Annotated in this window: 13 protein-coding genes; 6 read left to right on the forward strand and 7 right to left on the reverse strand. The window is 72.3% G+C overall.

What is annotated here, in order from left to right:
• Positions 1-117 precede the first annotated feature (117 nt).
• Positions 118-1926 (reverse strand): phosphoenolpyruvate carboxykinase (GTP), encoded by a 1809-nt coding sequence (locus OYE22_RS11400; RefSeq protein WP_277320311.1) that lies wholly within the window; start codon positions 1924-1926, stop codon positions 118-120.
• 310 nt (positions 1927-2236) lie between these two features.
• Between OYE22_RS11400 and OYE22_RS11405 the strand changes: the two genes are divergently transcribed.
• From OYE22_RS11405 to OYE22_RS11415, 3 genes are all read left to right on the forward strand, one after another.
• Positions 2237-2944, forward strand: coding sequence for a hemolysin III family protein (locus tag OYE22_RS11405; protein ID WP_277320312.1), 708 nt, complete (start codon positions 2237-2239; stop codon positions 2942-2944).
• A gap of 226 nt (positions 2945-3170) precedes the next feature.
• The gene (locus OYE22_RS11410; RefSeq protein WP_277320313.1) at positions 3171-4901 is read left to right on the forward strand and encodes an MFS transporter; all 1731 of its coding nucleotides are present in this window, start codon (positions 3171-3173) and stop codon (positions 4899-4901) included.
• 5 nt (positions 4902-4906) lie between these two features.
• Positions 4907-5605, forward strand: coding sequence for a TetR/AcrR family transcriptional regulator (locus OYE22_RS11415; RefSeq protein ID WP_277320314.1), 699 nt, complete (start codon positions 4907-4909; stop codon positions 5603-5605).
• Positions 5606-5815: 210 nt separating this feature from the next.
• Here the strand turns inward: OYE22_RS11415 and OYE22_RS11420 are convergent, their stop codons facing one another.
• Together OYE22_RS11420 and OYE22_RS11425 are read right to left on the reverse strand one after the other, a co-directional pair.
• A complete protein-coding gene (locus OYE22_RS11420) occupies positions 5816-6874 on the reverse strand; it encodes an NADP-dependent oxidoreductase (RefSeq protein ID WP_277320315.1) in 1059 nt (352 codons plus the stop codon).
• A gap of 187 nt (positions 6875-7061) precedes the next feature.
• A complete protein-coding gene (locus OYE22_RS11425; protein WP_277320316.1) occupies positions 7062-9167 on the reverse strand; it encodes a thioredoxin domain-containing protein in 2106 nt (701 codons plus the stop codon).
• Between the two features lie 421 nt (positions 9168-9588).
• Between OYE22_RS11425 and OYE22_RS11430 the strand changes: the two genes are divergently transcribed.
• Positions 9589-12999 carry a tetratricopeptide repeat protein gene (locus tag OYE22_RS11430; RefSeq protein ID WP_277320317.1) on the forward strand — a complete coding sequence of 1137 codons (3411 nt, stop codon included), beginning with the start codon at positions 9589-9591 and terminating at the stop codon, positions 12997-12999.
• A gap of 237 nt (positions 13000-13236) precedes the next feature.
• Here OYE22_RS11430 and OYE22_RS11435 read toward each other — a convergent pair whose 3' ends face one another.
• The gene (locus OYE22_RS11435) at positions 13237-13485 is read right to left on the reverse strand and encodes a hypothetical protein (RefSeq protein WP_277320318.1); all 249 of its coding nucleotides are present in this window, start codon (positions 13483-13485) and stop codon (positions 13237-13239) included.
• 4 nt (positions 13486-13489) lie between these two features.
• Complete coding sequence (gene mca / locus OYE22_RS11440; RefSeq protein ID WP_277320319.1) at positions 13490-14362, reverse strand: mycothiol conjugate amidase Mca; 873 nt, start codon at positions 14360-14362, stop codon at positions 13490-13492.
• A gap of 107 nt (positions 14363-14469) precedes the next feature.
• Here mca and OYE22_RS11445 point away from each other — a divergent pair, with 107 nt between their 5' ends.
• Both OYE22_RS11445 and greA read left to right on the forward strand, forming a co-directional pair.
• Complete coding sequence (locus tag OYE22_RS11445; protein ID WP_277320320.1) at positions 14470-14877, forward strand: DUF4307 domain-containing protein; 408 nt, start codon at positions 14470-14472, stop codon at positions 14875-14877.
• A 399-nt stretch (positions 14878-15276) separates the two neighbouring features.
• Complete coding sequence (gene greA, locus OYE22_RS11450) at positions 15277-15774, forward strand: transcription elongation factor GreA (RefSeq protein WP_277320321.1); 498 nt, start codon at positions 15277-15279, stop codon at positions 15772-15774.
• Positions 15775-15992: 218 nt separating this feature from the next.
• On the opposite strand, the gene OYE22_RS11455 is transcribed toward greA, so the two are convergent.
• Entirely contained in the window at positions 15993-16856 is an 864-nt protein-coding gene (locus OYE22_RS11455) for an ABC transporter permease (RefSeq protein WP_277320322.1), read from the reverse strand.
• A complete protein-coding gene (locus OYE22_RS11460) occupies positions 16853-17872 on the reverse strand; it encodes an ATP-binding cassette domain-containing protein (protein WP_277320323.1) in 1020 nt (339 codons plus the stop codon). The genes OYE22_RS11455 and OYE22_RS11460 overlap by 4 nt, the downstream gene beginning before the upstream one ends.
• Positions 17873-18007 lie beyond the last annotated feature (135 nt).

Below are 18007 nucleotides of genomic sequence, written 5' to 3' on the forward strand. Positions count from 1 at the left end.
GGCGGTGAGGTCGCCGGTGGCGGGCTGCTCGCGGCGGGGCCGGGCGGACGGCACGGCTCGCCGGCCCGGTGGGGCTTCGTCCGGGGACGCCCTCTCGCCAGAGGGCGTCCCCTCACCTCAGCCGAGTCGCTCGACCAGCGCCCGGTACTCGTCCCAGATCTCCTTCGGGGTGTGGTCCCCGAAGGTGTTCAGGTGCTCGGGCACCAGGGCCGCCTCCTCGCGCCAGACCTCCGGGTCCACGGTGAGCAGGAACTCCAGGTCCGCGTCCGAGAGGTCGAGCCCGTCGGTGTCCAGGGCCTCCTTGGTCGGCAGCACGCCGATCGGCGTCCGCACGCCGTCGGCCTTTCCGTCGAGACGCTCCACGATCCACTTGAGCACGCGGCTGTTCTCGCCGAAGCCGGGCCAGACGAACTTGCCCTCGTCGTTCTTGCGGAACCAGTTCACGTAGTAGATCTTCGGCAGCTTGGCCTGGTCGGCGCTCTGCCCGACCCTGACCCAGTGGCCCATGTAGTCGCCCATGTTGTAGCCGCAGAAGGGCAGCATGGCGAACGGGTCCCGGCGCAGCTCACCGACCTTGCCCTCGGCCGCCGCGGTCTTCTCGGAGGCGACGTTGGCGCCGAGGAAGACGCCGTGCTGCCAGGAGAGGGACTCGGTGACCAGCGGCACCGCGCTGGCGCGCCGACCGCCGAAGAGGATGGCCGAGATCGGCACGCCCTTCGGGTCCTCCCACTCCGGCGCGATGATCGGGCACTGCCCGGCCGGCACGGTGAACCGGGCGTTGGGGTGCGCGGCCGGCGTCCCGGACTCCGGGGTCCAGTCGTTGCCCTTCCAGTCGGTCAGGTGCGCGGGCGGCTCCTCGGTCATGCCCTCCCACCACACGTCGCCGTCGTCGGTGAGCGCGACGTTGGTGAAGACCGCGTTGCCCCACAGGGTCTTCATCGCGTTGGCGTTGGTGTGCTCGCCGGTGCCGGGGGCCACGCCGAAGAACCCGGCCTCCGGGTTGATCGCGTACAGCCGGCCGTCCTCGCCGAAGCGCATCCAGGCGATGTCGTCGCCGATGGTCTCCACCGTCCACCCGGGGATGGTGGGCTCCAGCATCGCGAGGTTGGTCTTGCCGCAGGCGGAGGGGAAGGCGGCGGCCACGTACTTGGCCTCGCCCTGCGGCGGGGTCAGCTTGAGGATGAGCATGTGCTCGGCGAGCCAGCCCTCGTCGCGGGCCATCACGGAGGCGATGCGCAGCGCGTAGCACTTCTTGCCGAGCAGCGCGTTGCCGCCGTAGCCGGAGCCGTACGACCAGATCTCGCGCGACTCGGGGAAGTGCGAGATGTACTTGGTGGTGTTGCACGGCCACGGCACGTCGGCCTGGCCCGGCTCCAGCGGGGCGCCGAGGGTGTGCACGGCCTTGACGAAGAAGCCGTCGTCGCCCAGCTCGTCCAGGACCGGCTGACCCATCCGCGTCATGGTGCGCATCGAGACGGCGACGTACGCGGAGTCGGTGATCTCCACGCCGATGGCGGAGAGCGGCGAGCCGAGCGGGCCCATGCAGAACGGCACCACGTACATGGTGCGGCCGCGCATCGAGCCCCGGAAGACGCCCTGTTCCCCGGCGAAGATCTCGCGCATCTCGTCGGGGTGCTTCCAGTGGTTGGTCGGCCCCGCGTCCTCTTCCTTCGCCGAGCAGATGAAGGTGCGGTCCTCGACCCGGGCCACGTCGCTGGGGTCGGAGGCCGCGTAGTACGAGTGCGGGCGCTTGATCGGGTCGAGCCGCTTGAACGTGCCCTTCGCCACGAGTTCCTCGGCCAGCCGCTCGTACTCGGCCTGCGAACCGTCGCACCAGACGATCGCGGCGGGTTCGGTCAGGGCGGCGATCTCGTGCACCCAGGAGATCAGCTCCTGGTGGTTCGTGGGGGTGTTGTTCTGAGCCACGGGGCTGAGAGCCCCGGAGGATTCAGCGCTGCGCGCCACGATCGCTCCGTTCCGCCGAAGCCCGACTGCTCCGGCGTCAGATTGAGGGTTTTGGGCGGACACAGACGTACACATCCGCTACGGATGCACACATCCGTATATCCAGTGATGGAGACAGCTACCCCTTGGGGGCTGCGACCCGGATGCTCAGCTCATCCGGTGCCGACCGCGCTCATTTGATCATCCGACCCGTTGGGCGATCTGTCCAGAGGGCGCCCCCGTGAGGATCACCACTCGACACCGGGCCGTAACTTACGGTGGCGTAGGTAGCATGACGAGCATGACTGCCGTCGCATCCGAGGCCGCCGACACCGCCAGCGAGCGGGAAGTGACAGTGCCACCACCCCTCAAACCACGGCTGCGCGGCTGGCTGCACGCCGGCATGTTCCCCGCGGTCCTGGTCTCCGGCATCGTGCTGACCGCCCTGGCCGAGAGCGGCCGGGGCCGGCTGGCCTGCGCGGTCTACACGCTCACGGCCTGCCTCCTGTTCGGCGTGAGCGCGCTCTACCACCGCGGCACCTGGGGCCCGCGCGCCGAGGGCGTGCTGCGCCGCCTCGACCACGCCAACATCTTCCTGATCATCGCCGGCACGTACACGCCGCTGACCCTGCTGCTCATCGACGGCGGCCGACAGCAGGCGCTGCTGTGGGGGATCTGGGCGGCGGCACTGGCGGGCATCGCGTTCCGGGTCTTCTGGGTCGGCGCCCCGCGCTGGCTCTACACCCCCTGCTACATCGCCATGGGCTGGGCCGCCGTCTTCTTCCTGCCCGACTTCCTGCGCACCGGCGGCATCGCGGTGCTGGTCTGCGTCATCGTCGGCGGCGTCCTCTACAGCGCCGGCGGCGTGATCTACGGCATCAAGCGGCCCAACCCCTCACCCCGCTGGTTCGGCTTCCACGAGGTCTTCCACTCGCTGACGCTGGCCGCCTTCGTCGTGCACTACGTGGGCATCTCGCTCGTCGCCTACCAGCACCACTGACCACCACCCCACACCCACACCACGGCCGCGCCCCTCCCCCGGGGCGCGGCCGTCGCGCTGTCCGCGCCCCCACCCGTACACCCATGCGCGGCGCGGCACCGCACACCGTCACGCGCGACGGCGCGACACCGCGCGACCCCGGACCGCGATGCGACAGCCAGCACAGATTGACAGTAAGCAGATTTTGAGAGCTACTGTCATTTGACACCAACTTCCGGAGGTTGCTGTGACAGACCAACCCGACCCCCGCCGCTGGTGGGCCCTGGGCGCGCTGGTCGCCTGCATGCTCGTGCTCGGCTTCGACATGACCATCCTCAACGTGGCGCTGCCGACCATGGCGTCCGAACTCGGCGCCGACACCGGTGAGCAGCAGTGGATCGCCGACTCCTACCTCGTCGTGTTCGCCGCGACGATGCTCCCGGCCGGGCTGCTCGGCGACCGGTTCGGGCGCCGCGGGATGCTGATCACGGGCCTCGGGATCTTCCTCGTCGGCTCCCTGGTCGGCACCGTCGTCTCCACCCCGGGATGGGTGATCGCCGCCCGTACGGTGATGGGGCTCGGCGCGGCGCTGATCATGCCGCTCGCCCTCTCGGTGGTGCCCTCGCTGTTCGGCCCCGGCGAGCGCACCAAGGCCATCGGCGCCATCTCCGCCGCCTCCGCGCTCGGCATGCCGCTCGGCCCGATCATCGGCGGCTGGCTGCTCGACCACTTCTGGTGGGGCTCGGTCTTCCTCGTCAACGTGCCACTGGCCGCGATCGGCATCCTCTGCTGCGCCCTGCTCGTCCCCGAGACCCGCGACCCGGCCGCGCCCACCGTGGACATCGGCAGCACCCTGCTGGCCACCTTCGGCCTCGGCCTGCTCGTGTTCGGCATCATCGAGGGCCCCGACCACGGCTGGGGCGCGCCGCTGACCCTGCTGGCGCTGTTCACCGCCGTCGCGCTGATCACCGGGCTGGTGCTGCGGGAGCGGCGGCAGGCGCGCCCGATGCTCGACATCGGACTCCTCGGCCAGCGGGGCTTTTTGTGGAACTCGGTCGCCGCGACGCTGGTGACCCTGGTCCTGTCGGGGCTGCTGTTCATCCTGCCCCAGTACCTCCAGGCGGTCCTGGGCCACGACGCGTTCGGCACCGGGGTACGCCTGCTGCCGATGATGGGCGGCCTCCTCGTCGCAGCGCGCGGCAGCGCTCCCCTCATCGAACGGTTCGGCCCGCGCGTGGTCGTCCCGGCCGGCCTGACCACGCTGGCGGGCGCGGCCTTCCTCGGGGCCACCACCGACGTCGGCGACGGGTACGGGCACACCGCGCTGTGGTTGACCATCGTCGGCTTCGGGTTCGGCTTCGCGATCGTGCCCGCCATGGACGCCGCGCTCGGCGCCCTCCCGCGCGAGCGCGCGGGCAGCGGCTCCGGGCTGCTCATGACGCTGCGGCAGTTCGGCGGCGCGATCGGCGTGGCGCTGCTCGGCAGCCTGCTGGCCAGCGGGTACGGCGACCGGCTGGACACCGACGGCCTGTCGCGGGACGCCGCCGACACCGCCGACGACTCGATCGTCGCCGCCCACCTGGTCGCCGACGCGCTCGGCGACCCGCGGCTCGCGGAGTCCGCCAACTCCGCCTATGTGCACGGCATGGCCCTCGTCCTGCTGGTCTGCGGCGCCACGGCCCTGCTCGCGGCCGCGCTGACGGCCTGCTTCCTGCCCGACTCACGCGCCGACCGCCCGGCGACGGCCGACCAGGGCCAGGACCCGGACGACCCGGGTGACCTCGATGGCCCGGCTGACCCGGGCGGTGCGCCCGAACCGGCCGGTGCGCCCGGACCGGCCGGTGCGGCCGAACCGACCGGTGCGACAGGCCGAGGCGGTCCGAGCAACCCGGGCGACCCGAGCCGTGCGCGGCCGGACGGCGACGCCGAGACCCAGCCGTCGCACGTGGCCGGGGCGTCCGACGATGGCCGACAATAGGGACCATGGCCTCAGCACGTACGACGTCCGCCGCGGAGCCCGGGGCGGTGCCCACGCTCGGCACCGGGCGCGAGCGCAAGCTCGGGCTCCGGGAGCGGAAGAAGATCCAGACCCGCCAGGCGATCCGGCACGCCGCGTACCGGCTCTTCGCCGAGCAGGGGTACGACGCGACGCCCATCGACCAGATCGCCGAGGCTGCCGAGGTCTCCCCCAGCACCGTCTTCCGCTACTTCCCCACCAAGGAGGACATCGTCCTCACCGACGAGTACGACCCGGTCATCGAGGAGGCCCTACGCGCCCGGCCCGTGGACGAGCACCCGGTGGAGTCCATCCGCCAGGTCCTCACCGCCTCGCTGCGCGATCTCGTCCTCAACCAGGACGACAGCATCGCGCTGCGCACCAGGCTGCTCCGCGACGTGCCCGCGATCCGGGGCCGGATGGCCGAGACGCAGGCGGAGTCCAGCCGCGTCATCCGTTCCGTCCTCGCCGAACGCGCCGGCAAGCCCGCCGACGACCTCGAACTGCGCGTCATCACCTCCGCGGTACTCGCCGCGCTCCAGGAGTCCGTCATGTACTGGGTGGACACCGGTCAGGCCGGTGACCTGGAGGAACTCCTCGACACCACGTTGGACGTCCTCGCCCGCGGCCTCTCCCTCCCGCCCCGCCCGCCAGCCGACGACACCCCTGCCGGCCCCCGCCCGTAACCCGGGGCCACCGCGTGACCGGGCGACGCGGACACGCCCTGGGGCGGGCTCGGGTTCGCGCCCCGGGCGGGCACGGGGGTCGTACCCCGGGCGGGCGCGGGTTCGTGCCCCGGGTAGGCGGGGGTCCGTCCCCCGGGGCGGGCGCGGGCTGATCGCCCATGGCGGCGGCCGGTCGTACGCGGTCGCTCGCGCCACCCACCGGCTACGTGCTCACAACTCCACCACCACCGTGCCGATGTGCCGGCCCTCGATCAGCTCCAGCAGCGCGCGCGGGGCCTGTTCGAGCCCGGCGTACCGGACGTGCGGGAAGGTGAGCTTGCCGTCGGCCATGGCCTGGCCTATCTCCCGGGTCCACGCGGGCACCGAGTCCAGGTGGTCGAGGAGTGTGATGCCGCGCAACTCGATGCTACGGGCCAGCAGTTGCAGGGTGTCGATCTCGACCAGCGCCTGCTTGCCCTCGCCGTCCAACTGCCCGGAGAGCGCTCCGACGACGGCGAACCTGGCCCTGCGGTTGGCCACCGCGAGCGCCGCCCGCAACTGCTCGCCGCCGACGGTGTCGAAGACCACGTCGATCCCCTCGGGGGCCGCCTCCCGTAACTGCTCCTCGATCGACCCCGCGCCCCGGATCACGACGGCGTCGTACCCGAGTTCGTTCACGAGGTAGTCCGCCTTGCGCCGCGAACCGGTGCTGCCGATGACCCGGCCGGCCCCGTGCAACCGCAGGATCTGCCCGGCCATGCAGCCGACGCCGCCGGCCGCCCCGCTCACGAACGCCGTCTCGCCGGGCCGCACCTCGGCCGCCTTCACCACGGCCGCCCAGGCGGTCAGCGCCTGCGACAGGTGGGCCGCGGGGTCCGGCAGCGCGGTCAGGTCGAGCGGCGTGGCCGCGTCGGCGTCCACCACCGCGTACTCCCGCCAGGAGTCGTGGTGGTGCACCAGTGTTCCCGGCGCCACTCGGCCCCCGCCGCCCCCGGCCGCCGTGTCGGGCGCAGCGATGACCTCGCCGATCGCCGGCCCCCACAGCGGCCGGTTGACCTCGTAGGCCGGCATGGGCAGGTCCGCGTCGGACATCAACGTCCGCATGACGGCCACGACGGTCATGTACCGGTTGCGTACGAGCAGTTGCCCCGGCCCGGGGCTCGGCACCGGCGCCTCGACGACGGTGAAGTGCTCCTCGGTCAACGCGCCCGTCGGGCGCTCGACGAGGTGGATCTCGCGGTGCGTGGCGGGTACGTCGCCGTACGGACCGGCGGCGGTGTCAGTGGCCATTGGCGCTCCTTGGCATAGCGGCGACGCGCCGACCATCCAGCCATCCGCACGCCGCCCGCGAACGACGCGCGACAGCCTCACGTCGCCCGCGCGGACATCAAGTGGCCGTATTCTCGCGGCACTTGAGCCTCACCAGCCACCTGACCGACAGCCCGTCGGACCAGTTGACGCGGCCCGCCCGGCCGCGCTAGCCGTTCCCCGCCGGGCCGCGCAACGCCGCTTCGAGGCGGTCCGGATCGGTCGTCGGCGCGTCGCAGGTGAAGTTCCGGCACACGTACGCGGCCGGCCGGCCGTCCACCAACGGCCGGCCCGCCAACAGGGGCACCTCGTCGCCGCCCGGCTCGCCGACTGCCACCACGGCGCCGGGCGCCGTTCCCAGGAGCGCCGCCCGGTGCAGCCGCCGGGTCGCCGGGTCGTCGGGGTCGCCGACGACGGCCACCTCGCGCGGGCCGTCCAGGAGCGCTTCCCCGGCGGCCAGCCCCCAGCCGATGAAGCGGGGCGCGCGGCCGGCGAGGGCCGTCACCACGCCCAGGGCGCGTTCGGCGGCCTCCCGGTGCCGGCCGCTGCCCGTGGCGGCGGCGTACCCGACGAGCGCGCCGGCCGCCGCCGTCCAACCGGAGGGCACGGCGTTGTCGGTCGGGTCCTGCGGGCGCCTGATCAGCGTCTCGGCGTCGTCGGCCGTGTCGAAGAGCGTCCCGTCGTCAGCGGTGAAGTGCCGCAACACGGTGTCGAGGAGCAGGCCCGCGAACTCCACCCACACCCCCTCGCCGGTCACCCCCGACAGCGTGAGGAAGCCCTCCGCGACGTCCGCGTAGTCCTCGAGGACGCCCGCGCTGTCGCCGGGGGTCCCGTCGCGCGAGGTGCGCGTCAGCCGCCCGTGGTAGTCCATGTGGACGCGGACCAGCAGGTCGGCCGCCTCGACCGCGGCCGCCGTGAGGTCGGGCCGGTCGAAGTACGCCCCGGTCTCGGCGAGCGCCGCGATGGCCAGGCCGTTCCAGGCGGCGATGACCTTGTCGTCCCGCTCGGGCCGCGGCCGCTCCGCGCGGGCGGCGAGCAGCCGCCGGCGTACGGAGTCGACGGCCTCCGCGTCCGACAGCGGCTGGCCGTCCGGCAGCCGCAGCACGGAAGCGCCCTCCTCGAACGTCCCTTCCGCGGTCACCCCGAAGTACCCGGCGGCCCACTCGGCGTCGGTCTCCCCCAGCACCCGCCGCAACTGGCTCGGGGTCCACACGTAGAAGGCCCCCTCCGCGTGCCGCCCGCTCGCCTCGGACGCGGCCCCGGCCTCCCCCGCACCGCCTTCCGCTTCACCTGCGGCGGCTTCGTCCTCGAACACGGGGCTGTCGGCGTCGAGCGCCGACGCGAAACCGCCCTGCTCGGTACGGAGTTCCCGGACCAGGAAGTCCGCGGTCTCCAGGGCGACGCGCCGGGCCAGGTCCGAGCCGGTGGCCCGCCACAGATGGGCGTACACGCGACACAGCAACGCGTTGTCGTACAGCATCTTCTCGAAGTGCGGAACGACCCATTCGGCGTCCACGGAATACCGCGCGAACCCGCCACCGAGCTGGTCGTAGATCCCACCGCGCGCCATCGCCTCACAGGTGGCCTGCACCATTTGCAGCGCGGCCTCGGAACCCGTACGGGCGTGGTGCCTGAGTAGGAACTCCAGCACCATGGACGGCGGGAACTTGGGCGCCCCGCCGAACCCGCCGCGCACCGCGTCGAACTCCCGGGTCAGTCCGATGAGCGCGGCGTGCAGTTCGGCGTTCCCCGGCGGCCGGGGCGCGTCGTACGACAACGAACGCCCGGCCAACTCCCGCACGATCCGCCCGGCGACCTCACCGACCTCCCCCCGCCGATCCACCCACGCGCTGACCACCCCTTCGAGCACCTGCCGAAACCCGGGCATGCCGTGCCGGGGCTCGGGCGGGAAATAGGTGCCAAAGTAGAACGGCTCGGCCTCCGGCGTCAGAAACACCGTCATCGGCCACCCGCCGTGCCCGGTGGCGGCCTGCACCGCCTCCATGTACACGGCATCGATATCGGGCCGCTCCTCCCGGTCCACCTTGACCGAGACGAAGTGCTCGTTGAGATAGGCGGCGACCGACTCGTCTTCGAAGGACTCGTGTGCCATGACGTGACACCAGTGACACGCGGAATACCCGACCGACAGGAGCACGGGCACATCCCGCCGCCGCGCCTCCTCGAACGCCTCCGGCTGCCAGGGCCACCAGTGGACGGGGTTGTCAGCGTGCTGAAGGAGATAAGGCGAGGTCACACCAGCCAGCCGGTTCATGCGAGCCAGCCTCTCACAGGGCCCGCCGCAGACGAGGAGACCCGCTTGGCCGGTGTGCGCCGATCCGCCGGTGCCCGGCGTGAGGCGGGAGTGGGGAGTTGGAGTCGGGCGTTCGACAGTCGGCCCCAGCCCGGGGCGTTGCCCCGGGACGGAACCCCGTGCACGCCCCAGCGGTTCGTCATGACGCCATCCTGCCCTGGATCTGACCGCGTCGAGAGTTATCCACAGCCCACGCCCGGCGGTTATCCACAGCCCTCCCGCATCCGAGGAAGTCGCGGAACACTGGGCACATGCGCCGCGCCCACCGTGGCGGTGGCGTGCGGGTGCGTACGGGGAAGATCGCCAGGAACCGACCCTGAGACGCGACACGTCACCGGTTACGGCACGAGGGAGCGCGCGAACGCTTCATAAGGGGGAACGCATGCCGAGCTCACAGGCCGTTCTGCGGCCCAGCCATCGGACCGAGGCCGAGCGACTGCTCGCCCGCGCGGTGGAGGAGGAGGTGCGTCGTTCGGGTGGCAGGACGGACGGAAGCGCGCTGCTCAGCCGGGCCAAGGCCGCGCTGGAGGACATCGCGTCGGCCGCGGGAGAGGAGTACGCCGCCTATCTGCGCGCGCTGGATGACGCGACGGGTGATCAGGTCCCGCTGGCGGCCCGGCTCTCGCGGCGGAACCTGGGCACTCCGGCCCTGGTGACGGCGGTGGCCGCGGCGACCGCCTTCGGCGCCGACCTCGGGTACGGCGCGTCGGCCGGGGCCGCCCTGAGCGTGGGGCTCTCCGTGGCGGCGGCCGGCTCCGCGGCCACCGTCGTCAAGCTGACCGCCGGCCACTGGCCCGCGTCGCACCGCCGCGCCGCGCTGCACAGCCAGCCGGGCGGGCCCGAGCAACTGCGGTTGCAGTGGCTGACGGCGCTCGAAGTGCGAGGCATCCGCCCCTTCCTCGACCAACACCGCATGACGACCGCCGTGGCGCGCGGCAACGGCCACGCCGGCCCGAACGGCACGGCGCGGCGGCAGGCCGCCACGCCGCTCGCCTCCGGGGCCCGGGCGCCTCAACTGCGGGGCGCCGACCGCAGCGCGGCGGCCCGCCGGCGCAGCGTGCTGGAGCAGTCCTTCCAGCACCTGCCGAAGACGAGCGACGTGTTCGTCGGGCGCCGGGCGCAGCTCACCCAGATCGCGCAGTGGGTCCACCAGGCCCGCGCGAACACGGAGACCAGGCCGACCGTGGTGCTGTTGCACGGCCCGCCCGGCTCGGGCCGCACGGCGCTGGCCGTCCAGGCCGTGCACCAGTTGCGCGACCAGTTCCGCGGCGCGTGCGTGGTGGACCTGCGCGGCGGCGGCGCCACGGCGTCCGACGCGGCGAGCGGGCCGCCGCTGGCCACCAGGGACGCCCTGCTGCACCTGCTCAACCGCCTCGGCGCGCCCCGCGACCAGCTCCTCTTCCGTGAGCGCCCCACCCACGAGCAGCACCTGAAGCGGCTGACGGAGCTGTACCAGCAGCACCTGACCGCCGTCCCGGTCACCATCGTCCTGGACGACGCGTCCGACGCCGAGCAGGTGCGCACACTCATCCCCGAGCGCTCCGACAGCCTGGTCCTCGTCACCTCGCGGGCCCCGCTCGACCTCCCGTCCGACCTGCCGGCCTGGGTGCACCAGCTCCCCGTGGGGCCGCTGGAGACGGCGGCGGCCGAGGAGTTGCTGCGGGCCTCGGCCGAGCAGGCGGCCGGCGCCGGGTCCGACGGCGGCGCCGGCCCGTATGACGCGCTGACCGCTGACCGTCTGACGGAGCTGTGCGGGGGGCTCCCGCTCGCCCTGACCGTCGCGGGCTCGGCCCTGGCCTCACGCACGCCCGACGCGCTCGTCAGCGAGTTGACCGCGGCCGAGCCACCGGGCCCGGAGAGGCCGGACCCCGAGGAGTCGAGCCCCGCGACGTCGGCCCCCGTGGAGCGCGTGCTGTGCGTGCGATACGCCGACCAGGTGGACGACGCCCGCCGGCTGCTGCGCCGGCTGGCGCTGGCCGGCCGGGCGAGCCTGGGCACGGCGGCCGCGGCGGCGCTGCTCGGAACCGACGACCGCACGGCGGGCAGGCACCTGGAGGCCCTGGGCCGGTCCGGCCTCATCCAGTACGCGCGCGGCAGCCGCTACAGGCTGCACGACCAGGTGCGCGCCTTCGCCCACGCGCGGCTGCTCGCGGAGGAGGAGCCGGCCGACCGGAGCGCCGCGCAGGAGCGGTTGATCCGCAGCTACGCGGAGTTGGCCGACTCGGTGATCCGTCTGGTCGACGGCAACACCTCCACCCGCGCCGACCACGCCTTCACCACGGGTGCGGCGGCGGGGCACGGCTTCCGGTCGCTGGACGCCGCGCTGCGCTGGCTGGACGACGAGTCCAGCTCGATCACGGCCGCGCTGCGGCAGATCGACGAGGGCGTGGACCAGGCGGCGGTGCTGCATCTGTTGGGCGCGCTGTGCGACTACTGCCTGCTGCGCGGCGACCTCTACCGGCTCGGCGAGTTGAGCGAGCTGTCGAACGCGGCCAACCAGGGGCTGCTCGTACGGTCCGTGCAGTGGCGTACGGGTGTGGCCGCGCGGCAGTTGGGCGAGTTGGACAAGGCGCGTACGACGCTGTCCTCGGTGGTCAACCTCTACTTCGAGGCGCACCACCCGGCCGGCGCCGCCCGCGCCCTGCGCGACCTGGGCATCACCCTGCAACAGCAGGGCAACCTGCCGGAGGCGGCGGCGAAGCTGCACGAGGCGCTGGAGCTCCAGGCGGGTGAGGAGTTGCGCGCGGACCGCGCGTGGACGCTACACGCCCTCGCGGCGGTCGAGCGCGACCGGGCCCGCCTGGCCCAGGCCCACGAACTCCTCCGCGAGGCGCTTGAGCTGCACCGCGAGGGGGAGAGCGTGCACGGCCAGGCGTGGGCCCACTTCCAGCTCGGTCAGGTCTTCCTGCGGATGGGCGGCGTCGCGGACGCCGAGCGCGAGCTGCGCCAGGCCCTCGCCGCGTACGGGCGCACGCACGACGCCCGGGGCGAGGCGTGGGCGCTCACCCAGCTCGCCAGGGCCCGGCTGGTCGACCACGACCCCGGGGCCGCCGTCGACCAGCTCCGCCAGGCCCTGGCCCGGCACCGGGAGAGCGAGGACGCGCGGGGCGAGGCGTGGACCCTGTACTACCTGGGCCAGGCCCTTGAGGAGCGCGGCGACCAGGACGCCGCGCTGCGCGACCTGGAGCGGGCCAGGAACATGTTCAGCCGGATGCGTGACGTGTACGGGCTGGCGTGTGCCCGGCACCACTCGGCGCGGGTCACCCGCGACCTGCGGGCCGCGCAGACCGGCTCGCTGCGCAACAGCGGATTCGCCCGCCAGCTCCTCCAGGACGCCCGTCAGGACTTCCACCGGGTGGGCGTGCCGCACGGTGAGGCGTGGTCGTGCGTGGAGCTCGCGGTGATCGACGCCGGCAACGGCAAGGCGCGGCAGGCCCTGGAGCTGACGGACGAGGCGGCGCGGCTGTTCCAGGGGTACGGGGACCGGCGCGGGGAGAGCTGGGCGAGGTTCCTGCGCTGCACGCTGCTGCCGTTCGCCTCGGCGGGCGGCTCCGTGATCGGGGTGGCCGTCGCCCAGGAGGAGCTGGCCGGGCTGTTGACGGAGCTGCGGGCGGCGGACTGGGCGTGCGATCCCTCGCTTGAGGACTACGCCGAGGCGTTCGCCCTGGTCCTGGAGCGGGGCGTGGAGCCCGAGAACGGGTGGCAGGCGTGGCGGCTGGGCATGGTGCCGAGCCGGTACGCCCGGGAGGTCATGGCCGTGCTCCCACGCCGAATACAGCCGAGCGCCGCGTAGCGGTGCCCGTAGCCGTGGCCCGTGCCCGTAGCGGTGCCCGTAGCCGTGGCCCGTGGCCGTGGCCGACGACGGTGGGCGCGGACGGGCGGACGACGTGCCGCGCGTGGGTAGCCGCACGGGAGGCCGCGCGCGGGGCGGCGTGGGGGCGGGATGGGAGACGATCACGGGTGAGCGCGCCCGGGTTACCGCCGGGGGAACGGGGTTCCCCGCGGGGGTGGCGCGCTCACCGTGGGCCCGCTATCGACCCGTTGCCGCGCGTTCGCGCTGGTCAGAGCCCTGATCTCCGGCAGAAGGCGCTTCTTCGAAGTCGACCTTCTTCATGTGCTTGTTCATTGACTTCATGAGCATCCACACGGCAACGCCGATGACCGCGAAGACGATGAAGCCGAGGACGCCAGGGGTGACCTTGTTGTCATCCACTTCCTTGGCGAGCTCGAACACCGGAGACGCGTGGGTCAGGGCGAGGGTGCTAGTCGCGGTCATCATGCTGTCAATTGTTGCGGATGCCCGCGAAGAGGTCGTCCTCGGGGAGGGATGTCGCCACCCGCGACTTCGCCAGCTCGTACTCCTCCGTGGGCCAGACCTCCTTCTGGATCTCCATCGGGACCCGGAACCAACCGCCGTCGGGGTCGATCTGGGTGCGGTGCGCGATCAGTGCCTTGTCGCGGATCTCGAAGAACTCGCCGCAGGGCACGTAGGTGGTCAGCTCGCGGTCGCGCTTCTGGAACTCCTTCCAGCGCTCCAGCCACTCCCCGTACGGCGACTCCAGGCCGCGTGCGAGGAGCGCCTCGTGCAGCGCGACGGTGCGCGGGCGGTTGAAGCCCTGGTTGTAGTAGAGCTTCAGCGGCTGCCAGGGCTCGCCGGCCTCCGGGTACCTGGAGGGGTCGCCAGCGGCGTCGAACGCCACCATGCTGATCTTGTGGGTCATGATGTGGTCGGGGTGCGGGTACCCGCCGTTCTCGTCGTAGGTGGTGATCACCTGCGGCTTGAACGAGCGGATGAGCTTCACCAGCGCGCCGGCCGCCTCGTCGACGTCCTGCACGGCGAAGCAGCCCTCGGGCAGCGGGGGCAGCGGGTCGCCCTCGGGCAGCCCGGAGTCCACGAAGCCCAGCCACTCCTGCTTGACGCCCAGGATCTCGCGCGCCTCGTCCATCTCCTTGGCGCGCACCTCGTGGATGTTCGCCTCGATGTAGGGGTCGCCCTGGAGTTTCGGGTTGAGGATGGAGCCTCGCTCACCACCAGTGCAGGTGGCGACCAGCACGTCCACCCCCTCGGACACGTACTTGGCCATGGTGGCCGCACCCTTGCTCGACTCGTCGTCGGGGTGAGCGTGAACGGCCATCAGTCGTAGCTGCTCAGTCAAGACTCGATCCTCAGTCCTTGGTCAAAGAAGACGCCTCCTATAGTGACCCAAGCTGGGCTGGAATAATTCCGAGTTTTCAACCAGCGGGCTGACCAGGAGGAATGATCATGGCGACGGTGCGCGACGCCCGGCCGGACGAGCGCTACGGGCGCTCCGCTGATGAGCGCGCGGATCGCAAGCTGAAGATCGTCGGTGCCGTGCTCGGGGCCGGCCTGTTGGGCGTGGTGGCCTGGGCCGGGTTCGGTTACGTGGCCGACCAGGAGGTCAGCGGACGGGTTATCGCCTTCAAGGCGGTCTCGGAGAACGCCATCGAGGTGCACCTGGAGGTGCGCAAGGACCGGGACAGCACGGGCGTGTGCACCGTGCGCTCGCAGGCCGAGGACGGCTCCGAGGTCGGCCGCAAGGACTTCACGTTCGACCAGCGGCAGAAGCAGGTGGACGAGGTGGTCACGGTGCGTACGACGAAGCGGGCGACCACGGCCACGGTGGTCGAGTGCAAGGCGTCCGACGGCTGACCGGGACACCCGGGCGGCACGGCGGGTTCGCCGACCGCGTCGCCCACGGAGGGCTCGTGGGCCCGGGCCTCACGTCGGCGCCGTACGACCCGTAGCCGGCCGGGACGGTCTCCGGACGGGCTCAGGGGCGCCGGGTGGCTCAGGGGTGCCGAGGTCGTGGCTCCGGCTCAGCGGGGTCGAGGGGTGTCGAGGGCCGTGGGGCGGGTCCGGCAGTGGGTCGGCCGGCCAGTAACACCCCGATCTACCCCCTTTCTGACGTGTTTCCTACGCGTTCAGTCCCTTCCCTCCTCCCCGTTTCCGCGCGGAATTGTTAGGCTCGTGGTTTCGCCCACCTTTGAAGGCGCACCCTTTGAAGGAGGGCGTTCATTTGTATTCCCCCAGCACCGACGAGGAGCACCTGTGACCCAGACCAGCGACAACGTCACCTGGCTGACCCAGGAGGCGTACAACCAGCTCAAGGCCGAGCTGGAGTACCTGTCGGGTCCCGCACGTGTCGAGATCGCGAAGAAGATCGAGGCCGCCCGAGAAGAGGGTGACCTGCGGGAGAACGGTGGCTACCACGCCGCCAAGGAAGAGCAGGGCAAGCAGGAGCTCCGCGTACGCCAGCTCACGCAGCTCCTGCAGCACGCGAAGGTCGGCGAGGCCCCCGCGGACGACGGCGTGGTGGAGCCCGGCATGGTCGTCACCATCGCGTTCGACGGCGACCCCGACGACACGCTGACCTTCCTGATGGCCTCCCGCGAGTACGCGAGCGCGGACATCGAGACGTACTCCCCGCAGTCCCCCCTCGGCACGGGCGTGACCGGCAAGAAGGTGGGCGACGAGGCGCAGTACGAGCTGCCCAACGGTCGCACCGCGTCCGTGAAGATCCTCGCGGCCAAGCCCTACCAGGGCTGAGCCACCGCGACGGGCCCGCGTACCGGTAGCACCGGACCGGGCCCCGGGGACCACACGAGCGCCGCGGGCCCAACGTGTTCGAGCCGCCGCCCGCGGCAGCCCCGACGACGAAACCCCCGACGCCCGGCGTCGGGGGTTCGGTCGTTCACGGCCCGGTCGCGGCGCCCGGACACGGGCCCGGCGTCCGGGTGCGGCCCGGTGTCCGGACGCGGTCGGGGTCAGCTCGCGGCCGAGCGGTACTTGCGGACCGCCAGGGTGCGGAAGACCGCGATGATCACGACCGACCACAGGACCGAGGCGAGCACCGGGTGCTCCATCGGCCAGGCGCCCGAGGGCAGCCCGTCCGGGTTGCCGAACAGTTGGCGGCAGGCGAGCACGGTGGCGCTGAACGGGTTCCAGTCCGCCACGTGCTGGAGGAACGTCGGCATGTTGCCGGTGGGCACGAACGCGTTCGAGATGAACGTCAGCGGAAAGAGCCAGATCAGGCCGCCGGAGGTGGCCGCCTCCGGGGTCCGTACGGACAGCCCGATCAGGGCGCCGATCCACGAGAAGGCGTACCCGAGGAGCAGCAGCAGCGCGATCGCGCCGACGGCCTTGGGGATGCCCTCGTGCGCCCGCCAGCCGATGATCAGCGCGACGACGACCAGCACCACCACGGTGAGCGTGGTCTGTACGAGGTCGGCGAGGGTGCGTCCGGTCAGGACCGCGCCGCGCGACATCGGCAGCGAGCGGAACCGGTCCACGAGTCCCTTGTGCATGTCCTCCGCGATGCCGGCGCCCGCGCCCGCCGTGGCGAACGTCACCGTCTGCGCGAAGATGCCCGCCATCAGGTACTCGCGGTAGTCGGCGGCGTCGTTGCCGGGCTCACCCGGGACCGGGATGGCGCCGCCGAAGACGTACGCGAACAGCACCACGAACATGATCGGCTGGATGAGGCCGAAGAGGACGATCTCGGGAATCCGGGTCATCCGGATCAGGTTGCGCTTGGCGATGACGAGGGAGTCGCGCACCGACTGGACGAGGCCGCCGCGGGCTGGTGGGGGCACCGCCTTGCGGACCGTGCTGGTGCTGGTGGTGCTCACTTCGCGACCTCCCCGTCGCTCGTGGTCGCGCCCGGGCCGCCGACCTGTTCGGGGGCGCCGTCCGACTCCGCCTCCCGCTCGGCCGCGTGGCCGGTGAGGGAGATGAACACGTCGTCCAGGGTGGGGCGGCGCAGGCCGATGTCGTCTATCTCGATGCCGCGGGCGTCCAGCTCGCGGATCACCTCGGCCAGCAGCTTGGCGCCGCCGGTGACCGGGACGGTGACCTTGCGGGTGTGGCTCTCGACGCTGGTGCCGCCCTTGCCGAAGCCGCGCAGCACCTCGGTGGCCGTCGCGAGGTGGTCCCGGTCGTGCACGACGACCTCGACCCGCTCGCCGCCGGTCTGCGCCTTGAGCTGGTCGGAGGTGCCGCGCGCGATGACACGGCCGTGGTCGACGACGCAGATGTCGTGCGCCAGTTGGTCGGCCTCCTCCAGGTACTGCGTGGTCAGCAGCAGCGTGGTGCCGCCGGCCACCAGTTCCTGCATGATCCCCCACAGCGCCTGCCGGTTGCGCGGGTCGAGGCCGGTGGTCGGCTCGTCCATGAACATCACGGGCGGGCTGACGACCAGGGCCGCCGCGAGGTCGAGGCGCCGCCGCATGCCGCCCGAGTACGTCTTGGCGGTGCGGTCGGCCGCCTCGGTGAGGTTGAAGCGCTCCAACAGCTCGGCCGCCCGCTTCTTCGCGTCGCGCGAGCTCAACTGGTAGAGCTGGCCGACCATCCGCAGGTTCTCACGGCCCGTCAGGTACTCGTCGACCGCGGCGAACTGGCCGGAGAGGCCGATGACGTGCCGTACGTCGTTGGGGTGCTTGAGCACGTCGATGCCCGCGACGACGGCCTTGCCGCTGTCCGGCCGCAGCAGGGTGGTGAGCACGCGGACCGCGGTGGTCTTGCCCGCGCCGTTCGGGCCGAGCAGGCCGAGCACGGTTCCTTCGGGTACGTCGAGGTCGACGCCGTCCAGAGCCCTTACCTTGCCGAAGGTCTTGACCAGACCTTCGGCGTAGATGGCACCTGGCATGAGGTTCTCCCAGGGTGGCTGGTTCTTCGATCGGTGACTGCGATGAGACGTGGGGGCCGGTGGGGCGGAAGTGACGACAGCCGCGCCCCGGGCTGTCCGGTCCACGGGACCGGGCCGTGACACTCGCCCGCCCGC

The organism is Streptomyces sp. 71268, from assembly GCF_029392895.1.
Classification (GTDB): Bacteria; Actinomycetota; Actinomycetes; order Streptomycetales; family Streptomycetaceae; genus Streptomyces.